Origin of the sequence: Natronincola ferrireducens (genome assembly GCF_900100845.1) — a bacterium.
GTDB lineage: Bacteria > Bacillota > Clostridia > Peptostreptococcales > Natronincolaceae > Natronincola_B > Natronincola_B ferrireducens.
Window position 1 is genome coordinate 58059 of the sequence record NZ_FNFP01000003.1, and the last position, 18745, is coordinate 76803.

19 protein-coding genes and 1 pseudogene are annotated in these 18745 nt (G+C 31.6%); 19 read left to right on the forward strand and 1 reads right to left on the reverse strand.

Annotated features, from left to right (window positions below; genetic code table 11):
- Positions 1 to 469 precede the first annotated feature (469 nt).
- The gene (locus BLS22_RS08600) at positions 470 to 1177 is read left to right on the forward strand and encodes a PrsW family intramembrane metalloprotease (RefSeq protein WP_090553341.1); all 708 of its coding nucleotides are present in this window, start codon (positions 470 to 472) and stop codon (positions 1175 to 1177) included.
- Positions 1178 to 1202: 25 nt separating this feature from the next.
- Here BLS22_RS08600 and BLS22_RS08605 read toward each other — a convergent pair whose 3' ends face one another.
- Positions 1203 to 1688 carry a hypothetical protein gene (locus BLS22_RS08605; protein ID WP_090553342.1) on the reverse strand — a complete coding sequence of 162 codons (486 nt, stop codon included), beginning with the start codon at positions 1686 to 1688 and terminating at the stop codon, positions 1203 to 1205.
- 245 nt (positions 1689 to 1933) lie between these two features.
- Between BLS22_RS08605 and BLS22_RS15680 the strand changes: the two are divergent.
- The 18 genes and pseudogenes from BLS22_RS15680 to BLS22_RS08695 form a co-directional block, all read left to right on the forward strand.
- Positions 1934 to 2137: pseudogene (locus BLS22_RS15680) on the forward strand (IS66 family transposase); the annotation flags it as partial.
- Between the two features lie 39 nt (positions 2138 to 2176).
- Positions 2177 to 2467 (forward strand): transposase domain-containing protein, encoded by a 291-nt coding sequence (locus BLS22_RS08615; RefSeq protein ID WP_090553343.1) that lies wholly within the window; start codon positions 2177 to 2179, stop codon positions 2465 to 2467.
- Positions 2468 to 2594: 127 nt separating this feature from the next.
- A complete protein-coding gene (locus BLS22_RS08620) occupies positions 2595 to 3362 on the forward strand; it encodes an ABC transporter ATP-binding protein (RefSeq protein WP_090553344.1) in 768 nt (255 codons plus the stop codon).
- On the forward strand, positions 3343 to 5367 hold the full coding sequence (locus BLS22_RS08625; RefSeq protein ID WP_330386496.1) for an ABC transporter permease: 2025 nt from the start codon (positions 3343 to 3345) through the stop codon (positions 5365 to 5367). Before BLS22_RS08620 ends, BLS22_RS08625 begins: the two co-directional genes overlap by 20 nt.
- 98 nt (positions 5368 to 5465) lie before the next feature.
- Positions 5466 to 6137, forward strand: coding sequence for a response regulator transcription factor (locus tag BLS22_RS08630; RefSeq protein ID WP_090553346.1), 672 nt, complete (start codon positions 5466 to 5468; stop codon positions 6135 to 6137).
- The gene (locus tag BLS22_RS08635) at positions 6134 to 7147 is read left to right on the forward strand and encodes a sensor histidine kinase (protein ID WP_090553347.1); all 1014 of its coding nucleotides are present in this window, start codon (positions 6134 to 6136) and stop codon (positions 7145 to 7147) included. The genes BLS22_RS08630 and BLS22_RS08635 overlap by 4 nt, the downstream gene beginning before the upstream one ends.
- A 43-nt stretch (positions 7148 to 7190) precedes the next feature.
- A complete protein-coding gene (locus BLS22_RS08640; protein ID WP_090553348.1) occupies positions 7191 to 7388 on the forward strand; it encodes a hypothetical protein in 198 nt (65 codons plus the stop codon).
- Between the two features lie 123 nt (positions 7389 to 7511).
- Positions 7512 to 7781, forward strand: coding sequence for an IS66 family transposase zinc-finger binding domain-containing protein (locus tag BLS22_RS08645; protein ID WP_090553349.1), 270 nt, complete (start codon positions 7512 to 7514; stop codon positions 7779 to 7781).
- 468 nt (positions 7782 to 8249) lie between these two features.
- Positions 8250 to 8606, forward strand: a complete 357-nt coding sequence (ytxJ, locus tag BLS22_RS08650; protein WP_090553350.1) for a bacillithiol system redox-active protein YtxJ — start codon at positions 8250 to 8252, stop codon at positions 8604 to 8606.
- Between the two features lie 90 nt (positions 8607 to 8696).
- Positions 8697 to 9218 (forward strand): signal peptidase I, encoded by a 522-nt coding sequence (gene lepB, locus BLS22_RS08655; protein ID WP_090553351.1) that lies wholly within the window; start codon positions 8697 to 8699, stop codon positions 9216 to 9218.
- Between the two features lie 116 nt (positions 9219 to 9334).
- Positions 9335 to 9763, forward strand: coding sequence for a CBS domain-containing protein (locus BLS22_RS08660; protein ID WP_176762111.1), 429 nt, complete (start codon positions 9335 to 9337; stop codon positions 9761 to 9763).
- Between the two features lie 180 nt (positions 9764 to 9943).
- Entirely contained in the window at positions 9944 to 11641 is a 1698-nt protein-coding gene (locus BLS22_RS08665) for a nucleoside kinase (RefSeq protein WP_090553353.1), read from the forward strand.
- Between the two features lie 145 nt (positions 11642 to 11786).
- Positions 11787 to 12266, forward strand: a complete 480-nt coding sequence (locus BLS22_RS08670; RefSeq protein WP_090553354.1) for a DUF456 domain-containing protein — start codon at positions 11787 to 11789, stop codon at positions 12264 to 12266.
- Between the two features lie 12 nt (positions 12267 to 12278).
- Complete coding sequence (locus tag BLS22_RS08675; RefSeq protein WP_090553355.1) at positions 12279 to 13205, forward strand: DMT family transporter; 927 nt, start codon at positions 12279 to 12281, stop codon at positions 13203 to 13205.
- Between the two features lie 45 nt (positions 13206 to 13250).
- Positions 13251 to 13793 (forward strand): signal peptidase I, encoded by a 543-nt coding sequence (gene lepB, locus BLS22_RS08680; RefSeq protein ID WP_090553356.1) that lies wholly within the window; start codon positions 13251 to 13253, stop codon positions 13791 to 13793.
- An 87-nt stretch (positions 13794 to 13880) separates the two neighbouring features.
- Positions 13881 to 14963 carry a tRNA epoxyqueuosine(34) reductase QueG gene (queG, locus tag BLS22_RS08685; RefSeq protein WP_090553357.1) on the forward strand — a complete coding sequence of 361 codons (1083 nt, stop codon included), beginning with the start codon at positions 13881 to 13883 and terminating at the stop codon, positions 14961 to 14963.
- Between the two features lie 91 nt (positions 14964 to 15054).
- Complete coding sequence (locus BLS22_RS08690; RefSeq protein WP_090553358.1) at positions 15055 to 17400, forward strand: Lon protease family protein; 2346 nt, start codon at positions 15055 to 15057, stop codon at positions 17398 to 17400.
- 148 nt (positions 17401 to 17548) lie between these two features.
- Positions 17549 to 18736 (forward strand): glycine C-acetyltransferase, encoded by a 1188-nt coding sequence (locus BLS22_RS08695; RefSeq protein ID WP_090553359.1) that lies wholly within the window; start codon positions 17549 to 17551, stop codon positions 18734 to 18736.
- The last annotated feature ends 9 nt before the right edge of the window (positions 18737 to 18745 follow it).

Below are 18745 nucleotides of genomic sequence, written 5' to 3' on the forward strand. Positions count from 1 at the left end.
TTGAAGAATCAACAATGGCTCACTATTTTAAAAATGACAATGGTATAAATTTTAAATTATAATATAAATGATTTTATGTAAAGGAGAATCCATTTTGCCCTAAAGGATTCTCCTTTTTATTATAGGAAATACAGAGTATGGAAAGTTATTCTTAAAACCTGAAGATTCCCTCAAGGAAATTACAGTGATTTAATGAATAGAATATAAGGGAAAAAATTTCTTTAGACATTTGAAATAGGAATAAGTTCTTATATATGTTTTAATATAAATTAGAGTTAATGACAGAAACCTATTAACTTAGAAGGAAGTTCAATACTTTAAGTTTTCAAGTATAGATAGGCCAGATAGATGCAATAATGAAGAAAGCAACCCTGATTTTGTCATAGTAGGAAGAAACTAATTGGATAGATGTTAGATTTTATATAATACTAATAATTAAGATACAAGATAAGATGGGAAGGTGAAGCACATGGTTACAAGATTATTTGTTATAGCAGTTACACCTAGTATTGCAATTGCTATAGCTTTATATTTAGCAGATCGATATGATAGAGAGCCCTTACACTTACTTCTTAAAGTATTTATACTGGGAGCATTGTCGGTAATTCCAGTTCTAATTGTTCAAAGAATACTTTTGACCATCAACATATTTACTGGATTATTGGGAGCAGCCTTCACGGCCTTTATTATAGCTGGATTAACAGAGGAATATTTTAAAAGGGCCGTTGTTCTATACACTGCCTATCGAAGTAAACACTTTAACGAAAAATTAGATGGGATTATATACTGTAGCTTTTCTGCATTGGGATTCGCCACAGTTGAAAATATTATGTATGTAGTATTTCGATTTAGCACCAACTATTATGTAGGAATTATGAGGGGTATTCTCTCTGTACCAGCCCATGTGTTATTTGCAGTAACAATGGGGTATTATTTATCACTAGCAAAATATACGGAAGAAGAAGAATTAAAAAGAAAATATTTTTCTAGGTCCCTTTTAACTCCAATGGCATTTCATGGAGTTTTCAACTTTATTTTGATGGCACAAATCCCTATTTTAATGGTTTTATTTATTCCCTACGTCATTTATCTATGGCGTCTTAACCTAATACGATTAAACAAATATACAAAACATAGTCATGATCAATTTAATAGAATTATAGATGATAAGGAATAAAAAAAGAAAAGCGAAGTTCGCTTCTCTATCTGTTTCCTGTTATAATATTTATTATTTTGGTTGTTGTTGCATTAGATGGTATATCAAAGGTTCCAGACTTTAATCTAGCAGTTAAACCCAAATCTTCAGCTGTTTTAATAAAGTCATTGGTGTCTTCAATTAATCCATTTTCCTGAAGTATTTTTGCGACGCCAGAACCGGTTGTACCACTAGGAATGGTAATTTTTTTAGTGCTAACTACTGTAACCTCTATAACTTCCTCTTCCTCCTCATCTTCCTCCAGAGAAGAATCTTCTTCTACTGGGGAACCGTCAGAATTTTCTTCATTTGTTTCACCTTTTTCATTAGACGGTTCTTCTAATTGAGATTCAATATCCATAGCTATAACCCTGCTGTCACTATCAAACCAATTCCCTAAGTTCCAAGCCACTACGCCCATCATCAGGAGGCCGATAAATAAAGCAATAAAAACATCACTGAAATCATGAAGTATATCTTTAATTTTTTCCATTTGTTTACCACCCTTTTACTTAATCATTATATATCTAAGGATATCACAATTTCGGTAGGGTTTTCAATAAAAGGATGCATGTAAATATTAACACAAATTTTTTAGAGTATTTATCTTTTGGTGTATTACTTTTATTGTATAAAGAAAACCACCTGCTATGCGGGTGGTTCTAAAGAGCTTTCAGCGGTGAGTAGAAAAAAGAAAACCTCCTGTTGTAAAATAAAGTTAGGTCTGACCAACCAAAATTAAATTACAAATATGGAAACAGACATTTTAGGTGCAAAGGATATTATGTTGATACAGTAGGGCGAAATAAAAAGGCAATAGCAGAATACATAAAAAATCAACAATCTGGGTTAATGGTATACTTGGAGGATGGTAATTGTGAAACATCCAATAACCTACAAGAAAACAGTATACGGCCATTTACTGTTGGAAGAAAAAATTAGTTATTTACAGGAAATCCAAAAGCAGCAACAGCCAATGCAATGGTATATAGTCTAGTTGAAACAGCAAAAGCTAACGGCCTAAATCCATATAAATATTTACAACTTCTACTTACTACTCTTCCTAAAATGCCATTTCAAAAAGATAAGGCACTACTAGATAATCTGCTTCCATGGGACCCAAAGGTCCAGGAAATATGCAAAACAAGATATAAAATCCTTGAAAATATCAATCTTACTATGATATCAAGGACTTTTTTATTTTTTGAAGTTTTTGTTTGGAAAATTATAAAAATATTAATATTACAAGAATGTAATGTTAGTGTAACGTGAATCAATTTCAAAGAATTTATCGAAACTATATAATAAGTTCATAAGATTCAAAGAAACAATTTTTAAAAATTTGACTTAAAAAGGATAGGATTTATAAATATTATAAAGGAAAAGGAGAAATTTAAAAGTGAAAAACATATTAAATGTGGAGAAGATAGAAAAGTATTATGGTAATAAGGATAATGTAACTAAGGCTATTGATAACATAAGTTTTAGAGTAGATGAAGGTGAATTTGTTGGGATAATGGGACCCTCAGGTAGTGGAAAAACTACTTTGCTTAACTGTATATCAACAATTGATAATGTTACTACTGGCAAGATAACAATAAATGATAAGGATATTACAAGATTAAAGGCAAAAAACCTAGATAAGTTCAGACAAAATGAATTAGGGTTTATATTTCAAGACTTTAATCTTTTAGATACCTTAACAGCATATGAAAATATAGCTTTAGCTTTAACTATAAAGGGTGAGAAAAGCTCAGAAATTGACGGTAAAATAAAGTCTGTAGCTAAATATTTAGAAATAGAACAAGTATTAAATCAATATCCGTATCAAATGTCTGGTGGACAAAAGCAAAGAGTAGCATCAGCAAGAGCCATAGTAACAGAGCCATCCTTAATCTTAGCTGATGAACCAACTGGAGCTTTAGATTCTAAATCATCTAGGCTATTACTTGAAAGATTTGAAAGCTTAAATAAAGATTTAAATGCTACAATACTAATGGTTACACATGATGCCTTTACAGCAAGCTATGCTCACAGAATATTATTTATTAAAGATGGCCAGATATTTACAGAAATTATTAGAGGTAAGGATACAAGGAAAGAGTTTTTTAACAAAATTATTGAAGTTATAACTCTTCTTGGAGGTGATGACAACAATGTATTCTAAGATTGCAGTAGGAAATGTAAAAAAGAGCTTTAAGGATTATGCAATATATTTTTTAACACTTACATTAGCAGTATGTATATTCTATAGCTTTAACTCAATAGAATCTCAAAGTGCTATAATTGAAATGCAAAAATCAGGTAAACAATATACAAATATGTTAATTGATATTTTAGGTTATGTATCTGTATTTGTATCTGTAATACTAGGTAGTTTAATATTATATGCAAATAACTTTTTAATTAAAAAGCGCAAGAAAGAACTAGGAATTTATATGACCTTAGGAATGGGTAAGTCTAAGATTTCAAGAATATTAGTAACAGAGACAATTTTAGTAGGGGTTATATCATTAGTTAGTGGATTGTTAATAGGAATTGTAGTATCACAAGGTCTTTCAGTACTTACTTCAAAGCTATTTGAAGTTGGTATGAGTGAATATAGCTTTATAATTTCAACAGCAGCTATGGGAAAGACAATATTTTATTTTGGAATAATGTTTTTACTTGTTATAGTATTCAATACTTTTGTTATTTCAAAATATAAAATAATAGATTTATTGATAGCTGGTAGAAAAAATGAAGATATAAAATTTAAAAATCCAATAGTGTACTTAATAGGATTTTTATTGTGTGTAGTATCCCTTACAGTAGCATATAAATTAATATTAGAAGTAGGATTAGATGTAAGTAATAGTAAATTTTTAATTTCAATAATATTAGGTATAATTGGAACTATATTATTTTTCTTTAGTTTAGCAGGCTTTATATTATTTATAACAAAAAGAAATAAAAAAATATACTTTAAAGATTTAAATATATTTATAGTAAAACAGCTAAACAGTAAGGTAAATACAAACTTTTTATCTATGTCAATAATATGCTTAATGCTATTTTTTACAATTGGAATATTATCTACGGGTATAAGTTTTAAAAGTAGTCTTGAGGCAGGTTTAGAACAAGCCACACCTTTTGATGCTAGTGCAAGGAATATTGTATTTGGAGATGAAAAAGCAATTAGTATACTTGAAAGCTTAAACAATATTGGATTTAAATTTGATAATAACGAAAAATATACAGAGTATGCCATATACAAATCTGAACAAACACCTTTGGACATGTTCGGAAATGGTCTTAGCGAAAAAAGCAAGTCTGAGCTAAGAAAGCTACGCTATAATGTGGATATAGTAAAATTATCAGAGTATAATGATATATTAAATATACAGAACAAAAAAAATGTAATTTTGAGAGACGATGAAGCATTGTTATTAGGCAATATAGGTAAAGTTGAACCTATTTTAAAGGAATTTTTAAATAAAAATAATAGTGTTAAACTTGGAGAAAAAGAGCTTGTAATTAAAAATAAAGAGTTAATAACAGATAATCTCTCTACAGATACATTTACTAGTGTTTTTCCAACATTAGTGGTTAATGATAAGTTAGTAAATGATTATAATGCTACAGAGTATGTTTTAAATATAAATTATTCAGATAATAATAAAGAGCAGAGTGAAGAAAAGTATTATAAATTATTTGAAGATTTCAGAGATGGTAAAATTAATTTAGAAAATATTGGATTTGTTAATGGATATACAAAAATTGATATTTACAATCAAAATAAAGGTCTAACAACAACAATACTATTCGTTGGAATATATTTAGGGTTAGTTTTCTTAATTACTAGCATGGCAGTACTTTCACTTCAACAATTGTCAGAAGCTAGTGATAGTATTGATAGATATAAAGCTATTAAAAAAATTGGTGCTAGCGAAGATATGATAAAGAAAACAATCTTTACTCAGACTTTAGTATACTTCTCATTGCCAATTTTATTAGCATTAGTACATTCTATCGTTGGAATAAAGGTAGCAAATGATTTTATATCAATGTTTAATGAAGCTAACATAGTTACCAGTTCAATAATTACATCATTAATATTAGTACTAATTTATGGTGGTTACTTTGTTGCAACATATTCAGGGTATAAAAACATAGTTAAAAATAATATCTAGCTTTAATAATGTAGTTACAGTAAAATTAATATTTATTACTGTAACTACATTTCTTTTTATTAAACTTAGGGTAATATAATAAGGGAGGGAAGATTTGTATGAGAAAAATAATAATAATTGAAGATGATAAATTTATAAGAGAGGAGCTAGGAAGCTTTTTAACTAAATACGGATATAATATTGTAGCCCCAACAGATTTTGATAACATAATAGAGATAATACAAAAAGAAAAAGGAGATTTAATATTATTAGATATAAACTTACCAGTATTTGATGGTTATTATATTTGTAGAGAAATTAGAAAAACATCCGATGTTCCTATAATAATAGTTACAAGTAGAGATAGCGATATGGATGAGCTTATGAGTATGAATTTAGGTGCTGATGATTTTATTACAAAGCCTTATAATACTCAAATCTTATTAGCACGAATATCCTCTATATTGAAAAGAACATATAGTAATACAGTGCCTCAAGATATTTTAAATTATAATGACTTAAGCTTAAACCTTTCAAATGCATCAATACAATACAATAATAAATCTTTAGAGTTAACAAAAAATGAAGTTAAAATTCTTTCTTATTTAATAAGAAATAAAGGTACTATTGCTTCAAGAGAGTCATTAATGGAGTATTTATGGAAGTCCGATTATTTTGTAGATGATAGCACTTTAACAGTTAATATATCTAGGCTTAGAAATAGATTAGGAGAAATAGGTATGGATAATCCAATACAAACTAAAAGAGGATTAGGGTATATTATGCCATGAGTATAATAGAGTTTTTAAAAGATAAGCTATTATTTTTGGCTATTAACTTAGTGCTATTTATTGTAGTAGCCATAACAATGGCTATTACAAATGTAGATCTTGTAATTATCTTTATGGTATTTTGTATTTGGTTTATTCCTTTAATATTATACATAGTTTTGGATATGATGAGGCATAAGAAATATTATGATGAAATTTATAGGATTATAGAGGAATTAGATAAAAAATATCTATTGCCAGAAGTACTTAATGAACCTAACTTTATTCAAGGGAAAATACTTAATAAAGTGTTAAAGGAAATTGCTAGAGATATGCATGAAAATGTTAAGTATTATAAGGATATACAGCATGAATATAGAGAGTATATAGAAACTTGGGTTCATGAAATAAAGACTCCAATAGCTTCTGCAAAATTACTAGTTGAAAACAATTCAAATGATATAACCAAGAAGATTGATATACAGTTAGATAGGATTGACGGATTTGTTGAACAAGCTTTATATTACAGTAAAAGTGATAATGTTAGTAAGGATTATATAATAAAAGAATTTACATTAAGTAACGTAATTAATGCTGTAATTAAAAGAAATTATAGAGATTTTATAAATAAAAGAATTAAGTTAGATTTAAAAGATATTGATCATAAAGTTTATACTGATGCAAAATGGGTTGAATTTATTATAAATCAAATAATAGTTAATTCTATAAAATACTCAAAAGAAAATGATGCTCGAATAAGTATTTATAGTCAACAAAAAGAAAACTCAATTATATTAACCATAGAGGATAATGGTGTTGGGATTAGTGGTAAGGATATTAACAGAGTGTTTGAAAAGGGTTTTACTGGAGAAAATGGTAGGAGGTTTGGAAAAAGTACAGGAATTGGTCTTTATTTATGTAAAAATCTTTGTAGGAAGTTAGGGTTGGAAATACATTTAAAATCAGAGATAGGAATAGGTACAAGTGTAACAATTATATTCCCATGCAGCAGATATGATAAATTATTGTAGAATATATGCATAATTTAAGATTGTATAATCTTAAATTGATAATATGGATAAACTAGATGTAATCAAAGAACAGAATATAACAATTGCATCCCTTAGAAAAACCATCGAAGAGTTAAATGCTGACTCTAAAATTCTCCGTGAGCAGATTGACTATTTGATAAAAAAGTTATTTGGAATAAAAAGTGAAAAGACATCAGCATTATCAGGTCAAATAGTTTTAGAAGGATTAGAATTTGGCTAGTTTGATGAAGCAGAGGTAGCAGAAGTAGATCCAGAGGAGATTGAACCTGTAATTACAAAGAAACAAACCCCAAAAGGATATTCCAGACAAAAATTCCTTATCAATCTTCCAGAAGAAGATAAAATGTACACATTATCCCATGAAGATAAGATCTGTAAAGTTGATGGAGATCAATTACATTATGCAGGAAAGAAATACATGGGTAGTGAAATTGAATATATCCCTGCAACAATGAAAATTGTACACATCTATCAAGAAAATTGGGAGTATAGAACCTGTCGTAAAGAAGAAAGAGCTTATCTTAAACAAGTAAAGATAGATTCTCCACTTCTTCAACATTCTATGGCATCCCCGTCTAGTATATACATGGGATTATTAATCGCTTACTTCTAATGAAATAATTTGTCTATATATGAGTAAAATAATCACTAAAAAACTATTTAAAAACAGCGTAAAAATCCCCTTTGTGGACTTAAATTTAAGTTTTCTCAGGGGATTTTTTATAACCAATAGGAGATTATATATTTTTCAAAAATGTGGATAAGTTATAATTTTCGTTATTGGTAGATTAAAACCTTATTCCTAAGTACTGGTATTATCATAGTTTATGAGAACTGGCAAAATTATTTGTTTAAGCATGATAACCTAAGTATGTTAAATTAAGCTTCCATATTTTTAAAAATACAGCCTAGGTATTTGTACAAAACTTGGGTAATTAACGTTTATTTTATAGCAATTATAAATTTAATTACATAATATTTGTGTTAGCAGTTATAATATGACTAAACCAGTAATATACAATTAGTAAAATCAATAAAGCACTTGAATTCAGGTAACAAATAATTTTGGGGAGGGTAAACCATGGCAAGACGATTAAAAAAAATTATGACGTTAGATGATTTAGATAAGTTTATTAAAAGATCCAACAAAAAACCAGTTTTTATTTTTAAGCATGATGAAGTAGTATCTGAAAGTGAAGAAGCTTATCAACAATATCTACAATTTGTTGAGGAAAGTGAAGAAGATGTACTTTTTACAATGGTAGATGTTAGAGAATGTGTGGAAATATCAGAAGAGATAGAAGAGAAACTAGAAATAAGCCATGAAGTTCCCCAGCTTATGTTAATTATGGATGAAGAAGTTGTATGGGACGACCAAAAAAACAACATAACCTTTGATAATTTAATTGAAGTAGTAGATGAATATATTTCAATTTGAAGTCATAGGAATATGTAGTTGCGTTTAAAAAAGGACAGTGTTAAAATAGTTAAAGAGATAAATTGCCAAATGTAGACAGGGGGACAACAGATGAAGAAGGAAATCCTAGAGTGGATTAAGACCATTGTACTATCATTAGTCATTGCATTAATTATAACAACCTTTATAAAGCCAACAATTGTAAAGAATTACTCCATGATACCCACATTAGACGAAAATAACTTTTTAATTGTAAATCGTCTATTATATAAGCAAGGCACACCACAGCGGGGAGATATTATTGTATTTAAATCTCCTTTAAAGACAGCCAGTGGAAAGGATAAGTTATTAATAAAGAGAGTTATTGCACTACCAGGAGAAGAAATTATAATTACTGATGGGAAAGTATATATTAATGAAGAAATTTTAGAGGAACCTTATTTAATAGATACCTACACAGAAGGTAATATAGATATGGTGATTCCACAAGGCGCCATATTTACTATGGGGGACAATAGAATGTACAGCTTAGACAGTAGGGATAATTCATTGGGCTTAGTACATATGGAGGATATTATTGGGAAGGCATTTTTAAGGTTATACCCATTCAATAAAATAGGTTTTCTAAAATAATAGATTATTATATGTGTGCTAATTTATATTTAATGAAATTAGCATTTGTTTTTACTTATAAAAACCTCTTAAATGGTGCAAGATATATTTAGAAAATGTTTAGGAGGTTATAGATTATGAAGGTAAGAGATATTATGACAAATCATGTTTCAGCTGTCAATACAAATGCAACAATTGATGAAATAGCAAAAAAAATGAAGGAGCTTAATGTAGGCTCTATACCCATCTGTGATAACCAAAATCATGTGGTAGGAATTGTTACCGATAGAGATATTGTAGTAAGAGGAATCGTTGATGGGCTTCAGGCCTCGGATAATGTAGAAAGTATTATGTCAAAGGAATTGATTTACGTTTCTCCTGAGCAGCATGCCCATGAAGCAGCAAGATTAATGGCACAAAATCAAATTAGAAGACTACCAGTTATTGAAAATGGTGAACTTGTAGGACTGGTATCTATAGGGGATTTGGCTGTAAGAAATATTTATGTAGATGATGCAGGTAAGGCTTTAAGTGATATTTCATTACCAAGTCGACCTATGATGTAAAAGAAAAGAAGTAGCCTCAGGACCAAAAGTGGTGCTGAGGCTTATTAAATTTATAGACCCTAAATTTCTTTGGAATCCATTTTATTTTTCTGCGGTTTCATTTGATATTAAAGGGAAAAAAAGTATATAATAAATAGGGGAGTAAGAGCACTATAAAATTCTATAGGGGGACTTTGAATAATGGGTAATAAAAAAATGGAAAGCATGATAGCAATTACCATTAACAATGAAGGACCATATAAATATCAACAAGGCGTATCATTAGAAGAACTGGCAAAGGATTTTCAACCTAATACCAGGTACTTAATTGTTGCAGCATTAATAGATAATCAATTAAAAGAACTCAAACATACATTAGACGAAGATTGCGAAGTAAAATTTATTGATATATCATCTTCTATTGGTTCTAGAATTTATCAAAGGAGTTTATCCTTTGTATTTATTAGGGCTTGTATGGAGCTTTATTCAGGGTGTAAAGTTTCTGTGGAACATTCTATTAGCAAAGGATTATACTGTGAAGTTCATTATAAAAGACCAATTGATCCACAGGATACAGCAAGAATTAAGGAAAGAATGCAGGAGATTATTGAAGAGGATGTGCGTTTTGAAAAAAACAGGGTACCTGTAGATGAAGCAAAGGATATTTTTAGAGATTATGGACAAATTGGAAAGGTACGATTGTTAAAATATCGTGAAAAACCCTATATCAACATCTATCAATGTGGATGGCTAAAAAATTATTTTTATGGCTATATGGTACCTTCAACAGGATATTTAAAGGAATTTAATTTGCATTATTATTCTCCTGGAATTATTCTACAGTATCCAAGATATGAAGATGGTGGAGAAATTCCAGCTTTTGAAGAACATTCAAAGCTATTTAAAATTTTCAGAGAATCGGAAAAATGGGGAGAAATTCTAGAAATTGATTATGTTGCCTCCTTGAATGACTTAATCGTTACCCAAAGGGAAGGGGAATTCATTAGAATTGCAGAAGCCCTCCATGAAAAAAAGATTGCTGAACTGGCGGACGGTATTGCAGAGAATATCCATGAAAAACGTGTAGTACTTATTGCTGGACCTTCATCCTCCGGAAAAACCACCTTTGCTCAAAGATTGATGATCCAATTGAAGGTAAATGGTATCAAACCAGTGGCTATTTCCTTAGATGATTACTTTGTTAACAGGGAAGATACCCCCCTAGATGAAAAAGGTCAGTATGATTTTGAAGCTTTGCATGCCATTGATTTAAAGCTTTTTAATGAGGACTTGGAAAAAATCTTAAGGGGAGAGGAAGTAGAAGTCCCTACCTTTAATTTTCATACGGGGAAAAGAGAATACAAAGGTCATAAAATCAAAATAAAACCAGATCAACCAATTATACTGGAGGGAATCCATGGTTTAAATGATGAATTAACCTCTTCTATTCCAAGAAGAAATAAATATAAAATTTACATCAGCGCTTTAACTCAGCTAAATGTAGATGAACACAATAGAATTCCAACTACTGATACAAGGCTTATTAGAAGAATTGTCAGGGATAGCAAATATCGCTCTAAAAATGCAGAAGAAACATTATCTATGTGGAACTCTGTTCGACAGGGGGAGGAAAAAAATATTTTTCCCTTTCAAGAAGGAGCAGATGCTATATTTAATTCAGCCCTCTTTTATGAACTAAGCGTACTAAAAAAATATGTGGAACCTTTGTTAAGGCAAGTGGATAGCACAAGTCCTTATTATTCTGAAGCAAAACGATTGATGAAATTTCTAAGCTATTTTGTTGCTTTAGAAAATGAAGAGGATATACCTAAAACATCGATTTTAAGAGAATTTATAAGCGGCAGCAGCTTTCATAGTGATGAGAAGCTGGAGGATTAAAGGTGGAGAAAAATTTTCTCCCTTTTTTTCACTTAATCTTAAAAGGATTTTCTAAGGGCCCCTGCATAAAATATAATAAATAATATAAATGGAAATAAAGGATTCATATAAATCTATTAGAATTATATAAATATAGGTGATAAAGATGGAAAACACATATATGGTGGTTAGCTTTGCATTGATTATACTAGGTGTTGTAGGAATTTTCATGCCAATTATACCGGGGCCAATTTTAGTATTGTTAGGAATCACAATCTATGGCTTTGCTACGGAATTTGCTGTAGTCTCCCTTTATTGGATTGTATTATTTGCTATTATGACCTTGATCACCATAACCGCTGACTACTTAGCCTCCTTTATTACTGCCAAAAGATTCCAGGTATCTATTTGGGGAATGATAGGTATGTTTGTTGGAGGGTTTGCAGGACTGGCTATTATGAATGTTATAGGACTCATAGTTGGGCAAGTAGCAGGTCTAGTTTTGGGAGAACTGCTGGCAGGGAAGGAATTCATAGAAGCCCTAAAGGCAGGAAGTGCGGGGGTTATCGGATATCTAACAAGTCTTGTTGTAAAAGTAATAGTGACAGCAGTCATGGTAGGGATGTTTCTTTATTTAATTCTTTAGAGGGGGAGTATAATGGAGGAAAATCAAAGGATAAAAAAGGTATATTTTCTGTTGTGTATAGCCGTAGTTAGTGTTTCCTTCTCAGTAATATTTATTCGAAATACATCAGCACCTTCTAACATTATTGCTATGTATAGAATGTTAATTACCTTTTTATTATTTGTTCCTGCTGTCCTTATGAAGGGTAAGGAGGAACTGAAAAAAATTGAATCAAGGGATTTTGCTCTATGTTGTTTAAGTGGAGGATTTTTAGCCCTACATTTTATTACATGGATTACTTCCCTACAGTATACAACAGTAGCATCCTCCACAGTGCTGGTAGGATTACAGCCCATCTTCACTGCCACCATCGGCTATATAATCTTCCGTGAGAAATTAAGCAAAAAAAGTATGACAGGAATGATATTAGCCATTATAGGTAGCAGTATTATGGGAATTTTTGATTTCCAGACAGGGGGGGATCACCTATACGGGGATATGTTGGCCCTTTTAGGAGGATTTTTTGGAGCCCTCTATATTATTATAGGTAGAGGAGTAAGAAAAAAAGTATCTACATTAACCTATGGGTTTATTGTTTATGGAATTTGCACCCTCCTTCTAGTGATCATCAATCTTCTTTTGAAGCTACCTTTAACAGGCTACAGCTATAGAGATTATGGTCTGTTTCTGGGGATGGCCATTGTCTGTACCATAGGAGGCCATACGATTTTTAATTGGTCTTTAAAATACATTGAAGCCAACAAGGTATCCACAGCAATGCTAGGGGAGCCTATAGGGGCAACAACTTTAGCTATGCTACTGTTAAAAGAAGTACCTACACCTTGGCAGATTGTTAGCGGAAGTTTAATTTTAACAGGATTGTATATTTTTATGAGCAATGCTGTTAAGGAACATAGGCTTAAAATACCCGCCTCTGGGGATATACCAAACCAGGGATAACTAGATTTCAGGAAAGTATGTTAAAATACTCAAGGATGTGATGGGATGAAGAAAATCAGATTTAAGAATGATTTATTCAAAACCATAATTATAATACTAATCCTAGTTATCGTAATAGATTTATTGATTTTTAGTATCGCTGTTGTAGTAGGCCCCTCCATGTGGCCTACACTGTCTGATTCTGATCAATTAGTTTTTGTGAAGCTTCCCTATTTCCGTAACAATCCGAAAAGAGGAGATATTATTATTTTTTCTCCTCCAAAGGAGAGTGGAAGAGATGATCTATTTGTAAAAAGAGTAGTGGCTATAGAAAATGATAAATACTCTATCATAGATGGAGTTTTGTATATAGATGGAAGAAAGATTGCAGAAGATTATATTTGTGATGAAGAGTATATCAACAGGAGTTATCCTGTAACAAAAGGCATTGTACCAGAGAATATGGTTTTTGTTATGGGGGATAATAGAAATAACAGCAATGATAGCAGAAGATTCTGCTGTATTAAAAAGCAACAAATTGAGGGACGGGTGATCCTAAGAATATGGCCCCTCAATTCAATAAAAATCTTTAAAGAACCCTATTTATAGGAGATAATAACATTATCTCTTCATTTTTTTGTGTTGTATTGTTTTAAGTCTCATTTTAAGCTGTAAATTTGAATGGAGGGTTAGTTAATGGGACTAAAGGATAGGATTATTCAATATGCTAAGCTTATTGATGTTGATCTCATAGGATTTACCAATGCTGAAGCCTTTGAGGATATTCGGGATATTTTAGAGAAGAGAAAACAGGCTGGGCATCTTTCGGGTTTTGAAGAAGAAGACATAGAATTAAGGATAAATCCTAAAAAAACTATGGAAAATGCTAAATCTATTATCGTCATAGGAGTTTCCTATTATTTAGATGATGAAAAGCTACAGGGGAAAAAAATTCCTAAGTTCTATGGGGAATTAGCTAGAACGGCATGGGGAAGGGATTATCACTATGTTCTTAAGGAAAAGCTAGAGAGGATCGGGGATTTCATAAAAGAAGAAAGAGAAGACTTTCAATATAAAAGCTTTGTAGACACTGGTCCACTAGTGGATCGACATGTGGCCTATCGAGCTGGGCTAGGATGGTATGGCTATAATTCTCTTTTAATTAATGAAACCTATGGTTCATGGTTTTTTATTGGTTATATGATAAACAATCTAGCCTTTCAGGAGGACAAACCTCTGGAAAATAAAAGCTGTTTGAGATGCAACTTATGTATTAAACATTGCCCTAAGGGAGCTATTGAAAAACCTTATGGATTTAATGCCCAACACTGTATTTCTAACTTATTACAGCAAAAGGAAAATATCGATGAAAAGGATAGAAAATTATTAGGGAAAAATCTTTATGGCTGTGATATTTGTCAGGGAGTTTGTCCCCACAATAGAAAAGTTAAACAAGGATCACAAAATCATTTTGTGCCTAAAGATTTGTTTGTAAAACCAGATTTAGTAGAATTATTGAATATGTCTAATAAAAGGTTTAGAGAAACCTATGGTGAAACCTCAGCGGGATGGCGGGGGAAGAAGATTCTTCAAAGAAACGCAATTGTGGCTATAGTAAACCATGGGGATAAAGAAGGGATTGCTTATCTTTTACCCCTTCTGAAGGACCCTAGGCCAGAGATTAGAAAATATGCTTTATGGGGAATTTATAAGCTAGATCCTGAAGGAGCTTATGAAATATTAAAGCAAGCTAAAGAATATGAAAAAGATGGTTTCTAATTTCAATAAAATTTAAAAGAATCAGTGGAATATAAACTCCCTTCTGAATAGTATGTTAATAAGCGTTATTTGCTTGAAGGGAGGAACCATGATGAAAAACTATCCGAAGTTATCGCATGAACATGTTAAAAAATATTGTGATATTGAGAATCTTAATTTTATTACAACTGCTGAAGTAGAGGCTGTAAAGGGAATTATAGGGCAAAAAAAGGGCGAATCAGCTATGGAGTTTGGCTTACAGATCCATCATCGAAGCTATAATATATATATTAGTGGTTATAAAGGTACAGGAAGAACCACCTATACCCAAGAAATTGTTAAAAAAATTGCTAAAACAAAGGATGTTCCTAATGATTGGTGCTATGTATATAGCTTCGAGGGTAATGGTAAAGCTTTGGCATTAAATCTACCAGCTGGAATGGGTAAGGAATTTCAGAAGGATATGGAGGAATTAATACAAGATTTATTAATTCAAGTACCTCAAGTCTTTAATAGCGAAGATTATGACCGAAGAAAAAATGAAATTATTCGACAATATCAAGAGTATAAAAACAAACTATTACAGGACTTATCGGAGTTTGCTCATAAAAAACAATTTGCTGTAAAAAGCACCAGCACAGGATTTATTTTTATTCCCTTAAGAGATGGGGAAGAGATGTCGGATGAAGCCATAAAACAGTTGAATGAAGAGGATGGTAAAAAGCTTCAAGAACAACTGGAAGAAATACAAGATAAGGCTTTAGACATGGTTTTAAAAATTAAAAAGTTTGAAGGTTTTGCTAAAAAGAAGCTACTACAATTGGAGATGAAGGTGGGATTGTTTATTGTAAAGCCTTTGATCCATGATTTAGTTAAAAAATACACAACGTGTGAAAGAGTAACAGAATACCTGGGTAAAGTAGAAAAGGATTTAATTGAAAACATTTATCAATTTATTAATGATGAAGATGAAGACCAGCATCTAGCAGATAAAAAGGAGGATCCAGGTTTTGTTAAAAAGTATCAGGTAAATCTATTGGTAAACAATGAAGAAACCCAAGGTGCCCCTGTTGTGATGGAATTTAATCCTACGTTAAACAGATTAACGGGAAAGATAGAATATGAAAATGTTAATGGTGTATTGAGGACAGATTTTCTCCATATCAAACCAGGGGCTATTCATTTAGCAAATGGAGGATATTTAATTTTAGAGGCCAAACAGTTGTTGACAAATCCCTATGCTTGGGAAACTCTAAAAAGAATACTCCATACCAGGGAAATTACTGTAGAAAATATGGGTAGTCAGCTGGGGATAGTAGATGTTGCCTCATTGAAATTGGAACCCATTCCTATTGACTTAAAGATTATTTTAATTGGAAGTGGAAGCTTATATCATCTTTTATGTCACTATGATGAAGATTTTCAAAAGTATTTTAAGGTTCTAGTGGACTTTGATTATGAAATGCAACGAAGTATTGAACATGAAAAACAAATGGCAGCCTTTGTAAGTTCCTATGTAAAATCTGAGGGGATGAAGGATTTTGATACTAAAGGTATAGCTAGGTTAATAGAGTACAGCTCGAGATTAACAGGAAATCAAAAAAAATTGTCTACCAGATTTAATAAGCTTATAGAGATTATCATAGAGGCAGATCAGTGGGCTAAATTGGAAAATAGCAGGATTGTTACAGGAAATCATGTAGATAAGGCTATTCATGAAAAATGGAATAGGTTAAATAAGTACCAAAGTAGAGTAGAGGAAATGTTTGAGACAGAGAAGATTTTGATTGATATTGAAGGGAAAAAAATTGGTGTTATTAATGGTCTATCCGTGATTAATGTAGGGGATTATACCTTTGGTAAGCCCAGTGTTATTACGGTTACTTGTGGAATGGGGAAAGAAGGTATCATCAATATTGAACGAGAAGCCAACATGAGTGGTGACATATATGACAAGGGAATTATGATTTTAACGGGGTTTTTAATCCAAAACTTTGCTCAAGATATGAATTTAAGTATTTCAGCCCGAATTTGCTTTGAGCAGTCCTATGGTGGAGTAGATGGTGACAGTGCCTCTAGTGCAGAATTATATGCTTTATTATCAAGTATTTCCGGGATACCCATAAAGCAATATATAGCTGTTACCGGTTCTGTAAATCAGAGGGGCTATATCCAGCCCGTAGGGGGAGTAACAGAAAAGGTTGAGGGCTTTTACCGTTTATGTAAAAAAAGAGGTTTTACAAAAAATCAGGGTGTAATAATTCCCTATCAAAACATTGAAAACTTAATGCTATGTGATGAAGTAGTAGAATCCATAAAAAAGGGAGATTTCCACGTATATGCCATAAAGCACGTTAATGAAGGGATAGAAATTATGACTGATGAAGCTATAGAAATTGTTTATAAAGAAGTTCGCAAAAAATTAACACATTATAAGGAAACGATAGATAAAGAGTAATGCCTCTGATTTTGAGGCATTTTTTTTGTTTTAAATTTTAAGAAGTAGGGAAAAATGAAAATATTCCTACTTTCATTATATAGCAGGAAAAGTACAGGTCTATGTTGTATTCTTTAATTAGCAAAATTATTATTAGGAGGGCATGGTAATGTCAAATGTACATGAACTAAATTTCCTTAAAGAAAAAATTCAAGAATTAAAAAATGATGGGGTTTACAGAAAACTCCCTATCTTAGGAGGAGCCAATGAAGCAGAGGTTGTTTTAAATGGACAGAGGGTTATCAACCTATCCTCCAATAATTACCTGGGCTTTGCCAATCATCCCCAGCTGAAGAAGGCTGCTGTAGAAGCCGTTGAAAAGTATGGGGTTGGTGCGGGAGCTGTTAGAACAATTATTGGGAATATGGACCTCCATGAACAATTAGAAGAGATTTTGGCAGAATTTAAAAGAGAAGAAGCTGTTATGACCTTTCAATCGGGTTTTAATTGTAATGCCGGCACAATCCAGGCTGTTACAGAGAAGGGGGATTTAATTGTTTCTGATGAATTAAATCATGCAAGTATTATTGATGGGGCTAGGTTAAGTCGAGCCGATAAAACTGTCTTTAAGCACGCTGATATGAATCATTTAGAAGAGGTATTGAAAAACAATCGAGATAAGTATAGAAACCTATTAATTATTACCGATGGTGTGTTCAGTATGGATGGAGATATAGCTCCATTACCTGAGATTGTGGACCTAGCAGAAAAATATGGTGCTATGACCTATGTAGATGATGCCCATGGTTCTGGAGTACTTGGAGAGAGCGGTAGAGGTACTGTAGATCATTTCCATCTTCATGGTAGAGTTGATTTTACTATTGGAACCCTGTCAAAGGCTATTGGTGTTATTGGTGGTTATGTAGCTGGAAGCAATACCATGAAGGAGTGGTTAAGTCATAGGGGAAGACCTCTACTATTTAGTACCTCTTTACCTCCAGCAGCAGTTGGAGCTATTATCGAAGCCGTTAAATTATTGATGAGTACCACTGAATATACAGACAGACTGTGGGATAATGCAAAATATTTTAAAGAAAAAATCAGTAGACTAGGCTTTAATATTGGTAACAGTCAAACACCTATCACTCCCGTTATTATAGGAGAAGAGGGGAAAGCAATGGAATTTAGTAAAAAACTATTTGAAAATGGTGTCTTTGTATCTGGTATCGTATTTCCTACTGTACCTAAGGGCACCGGTAGAGTTCGATGTATGGTAACAGCCGCCCACACTAAAGAGCAATTAGATCGTGCTGTTGATGTGTTTAAAAAAGTTGGAGAAGAGATGAAGTTGTTATAACAATTGAAG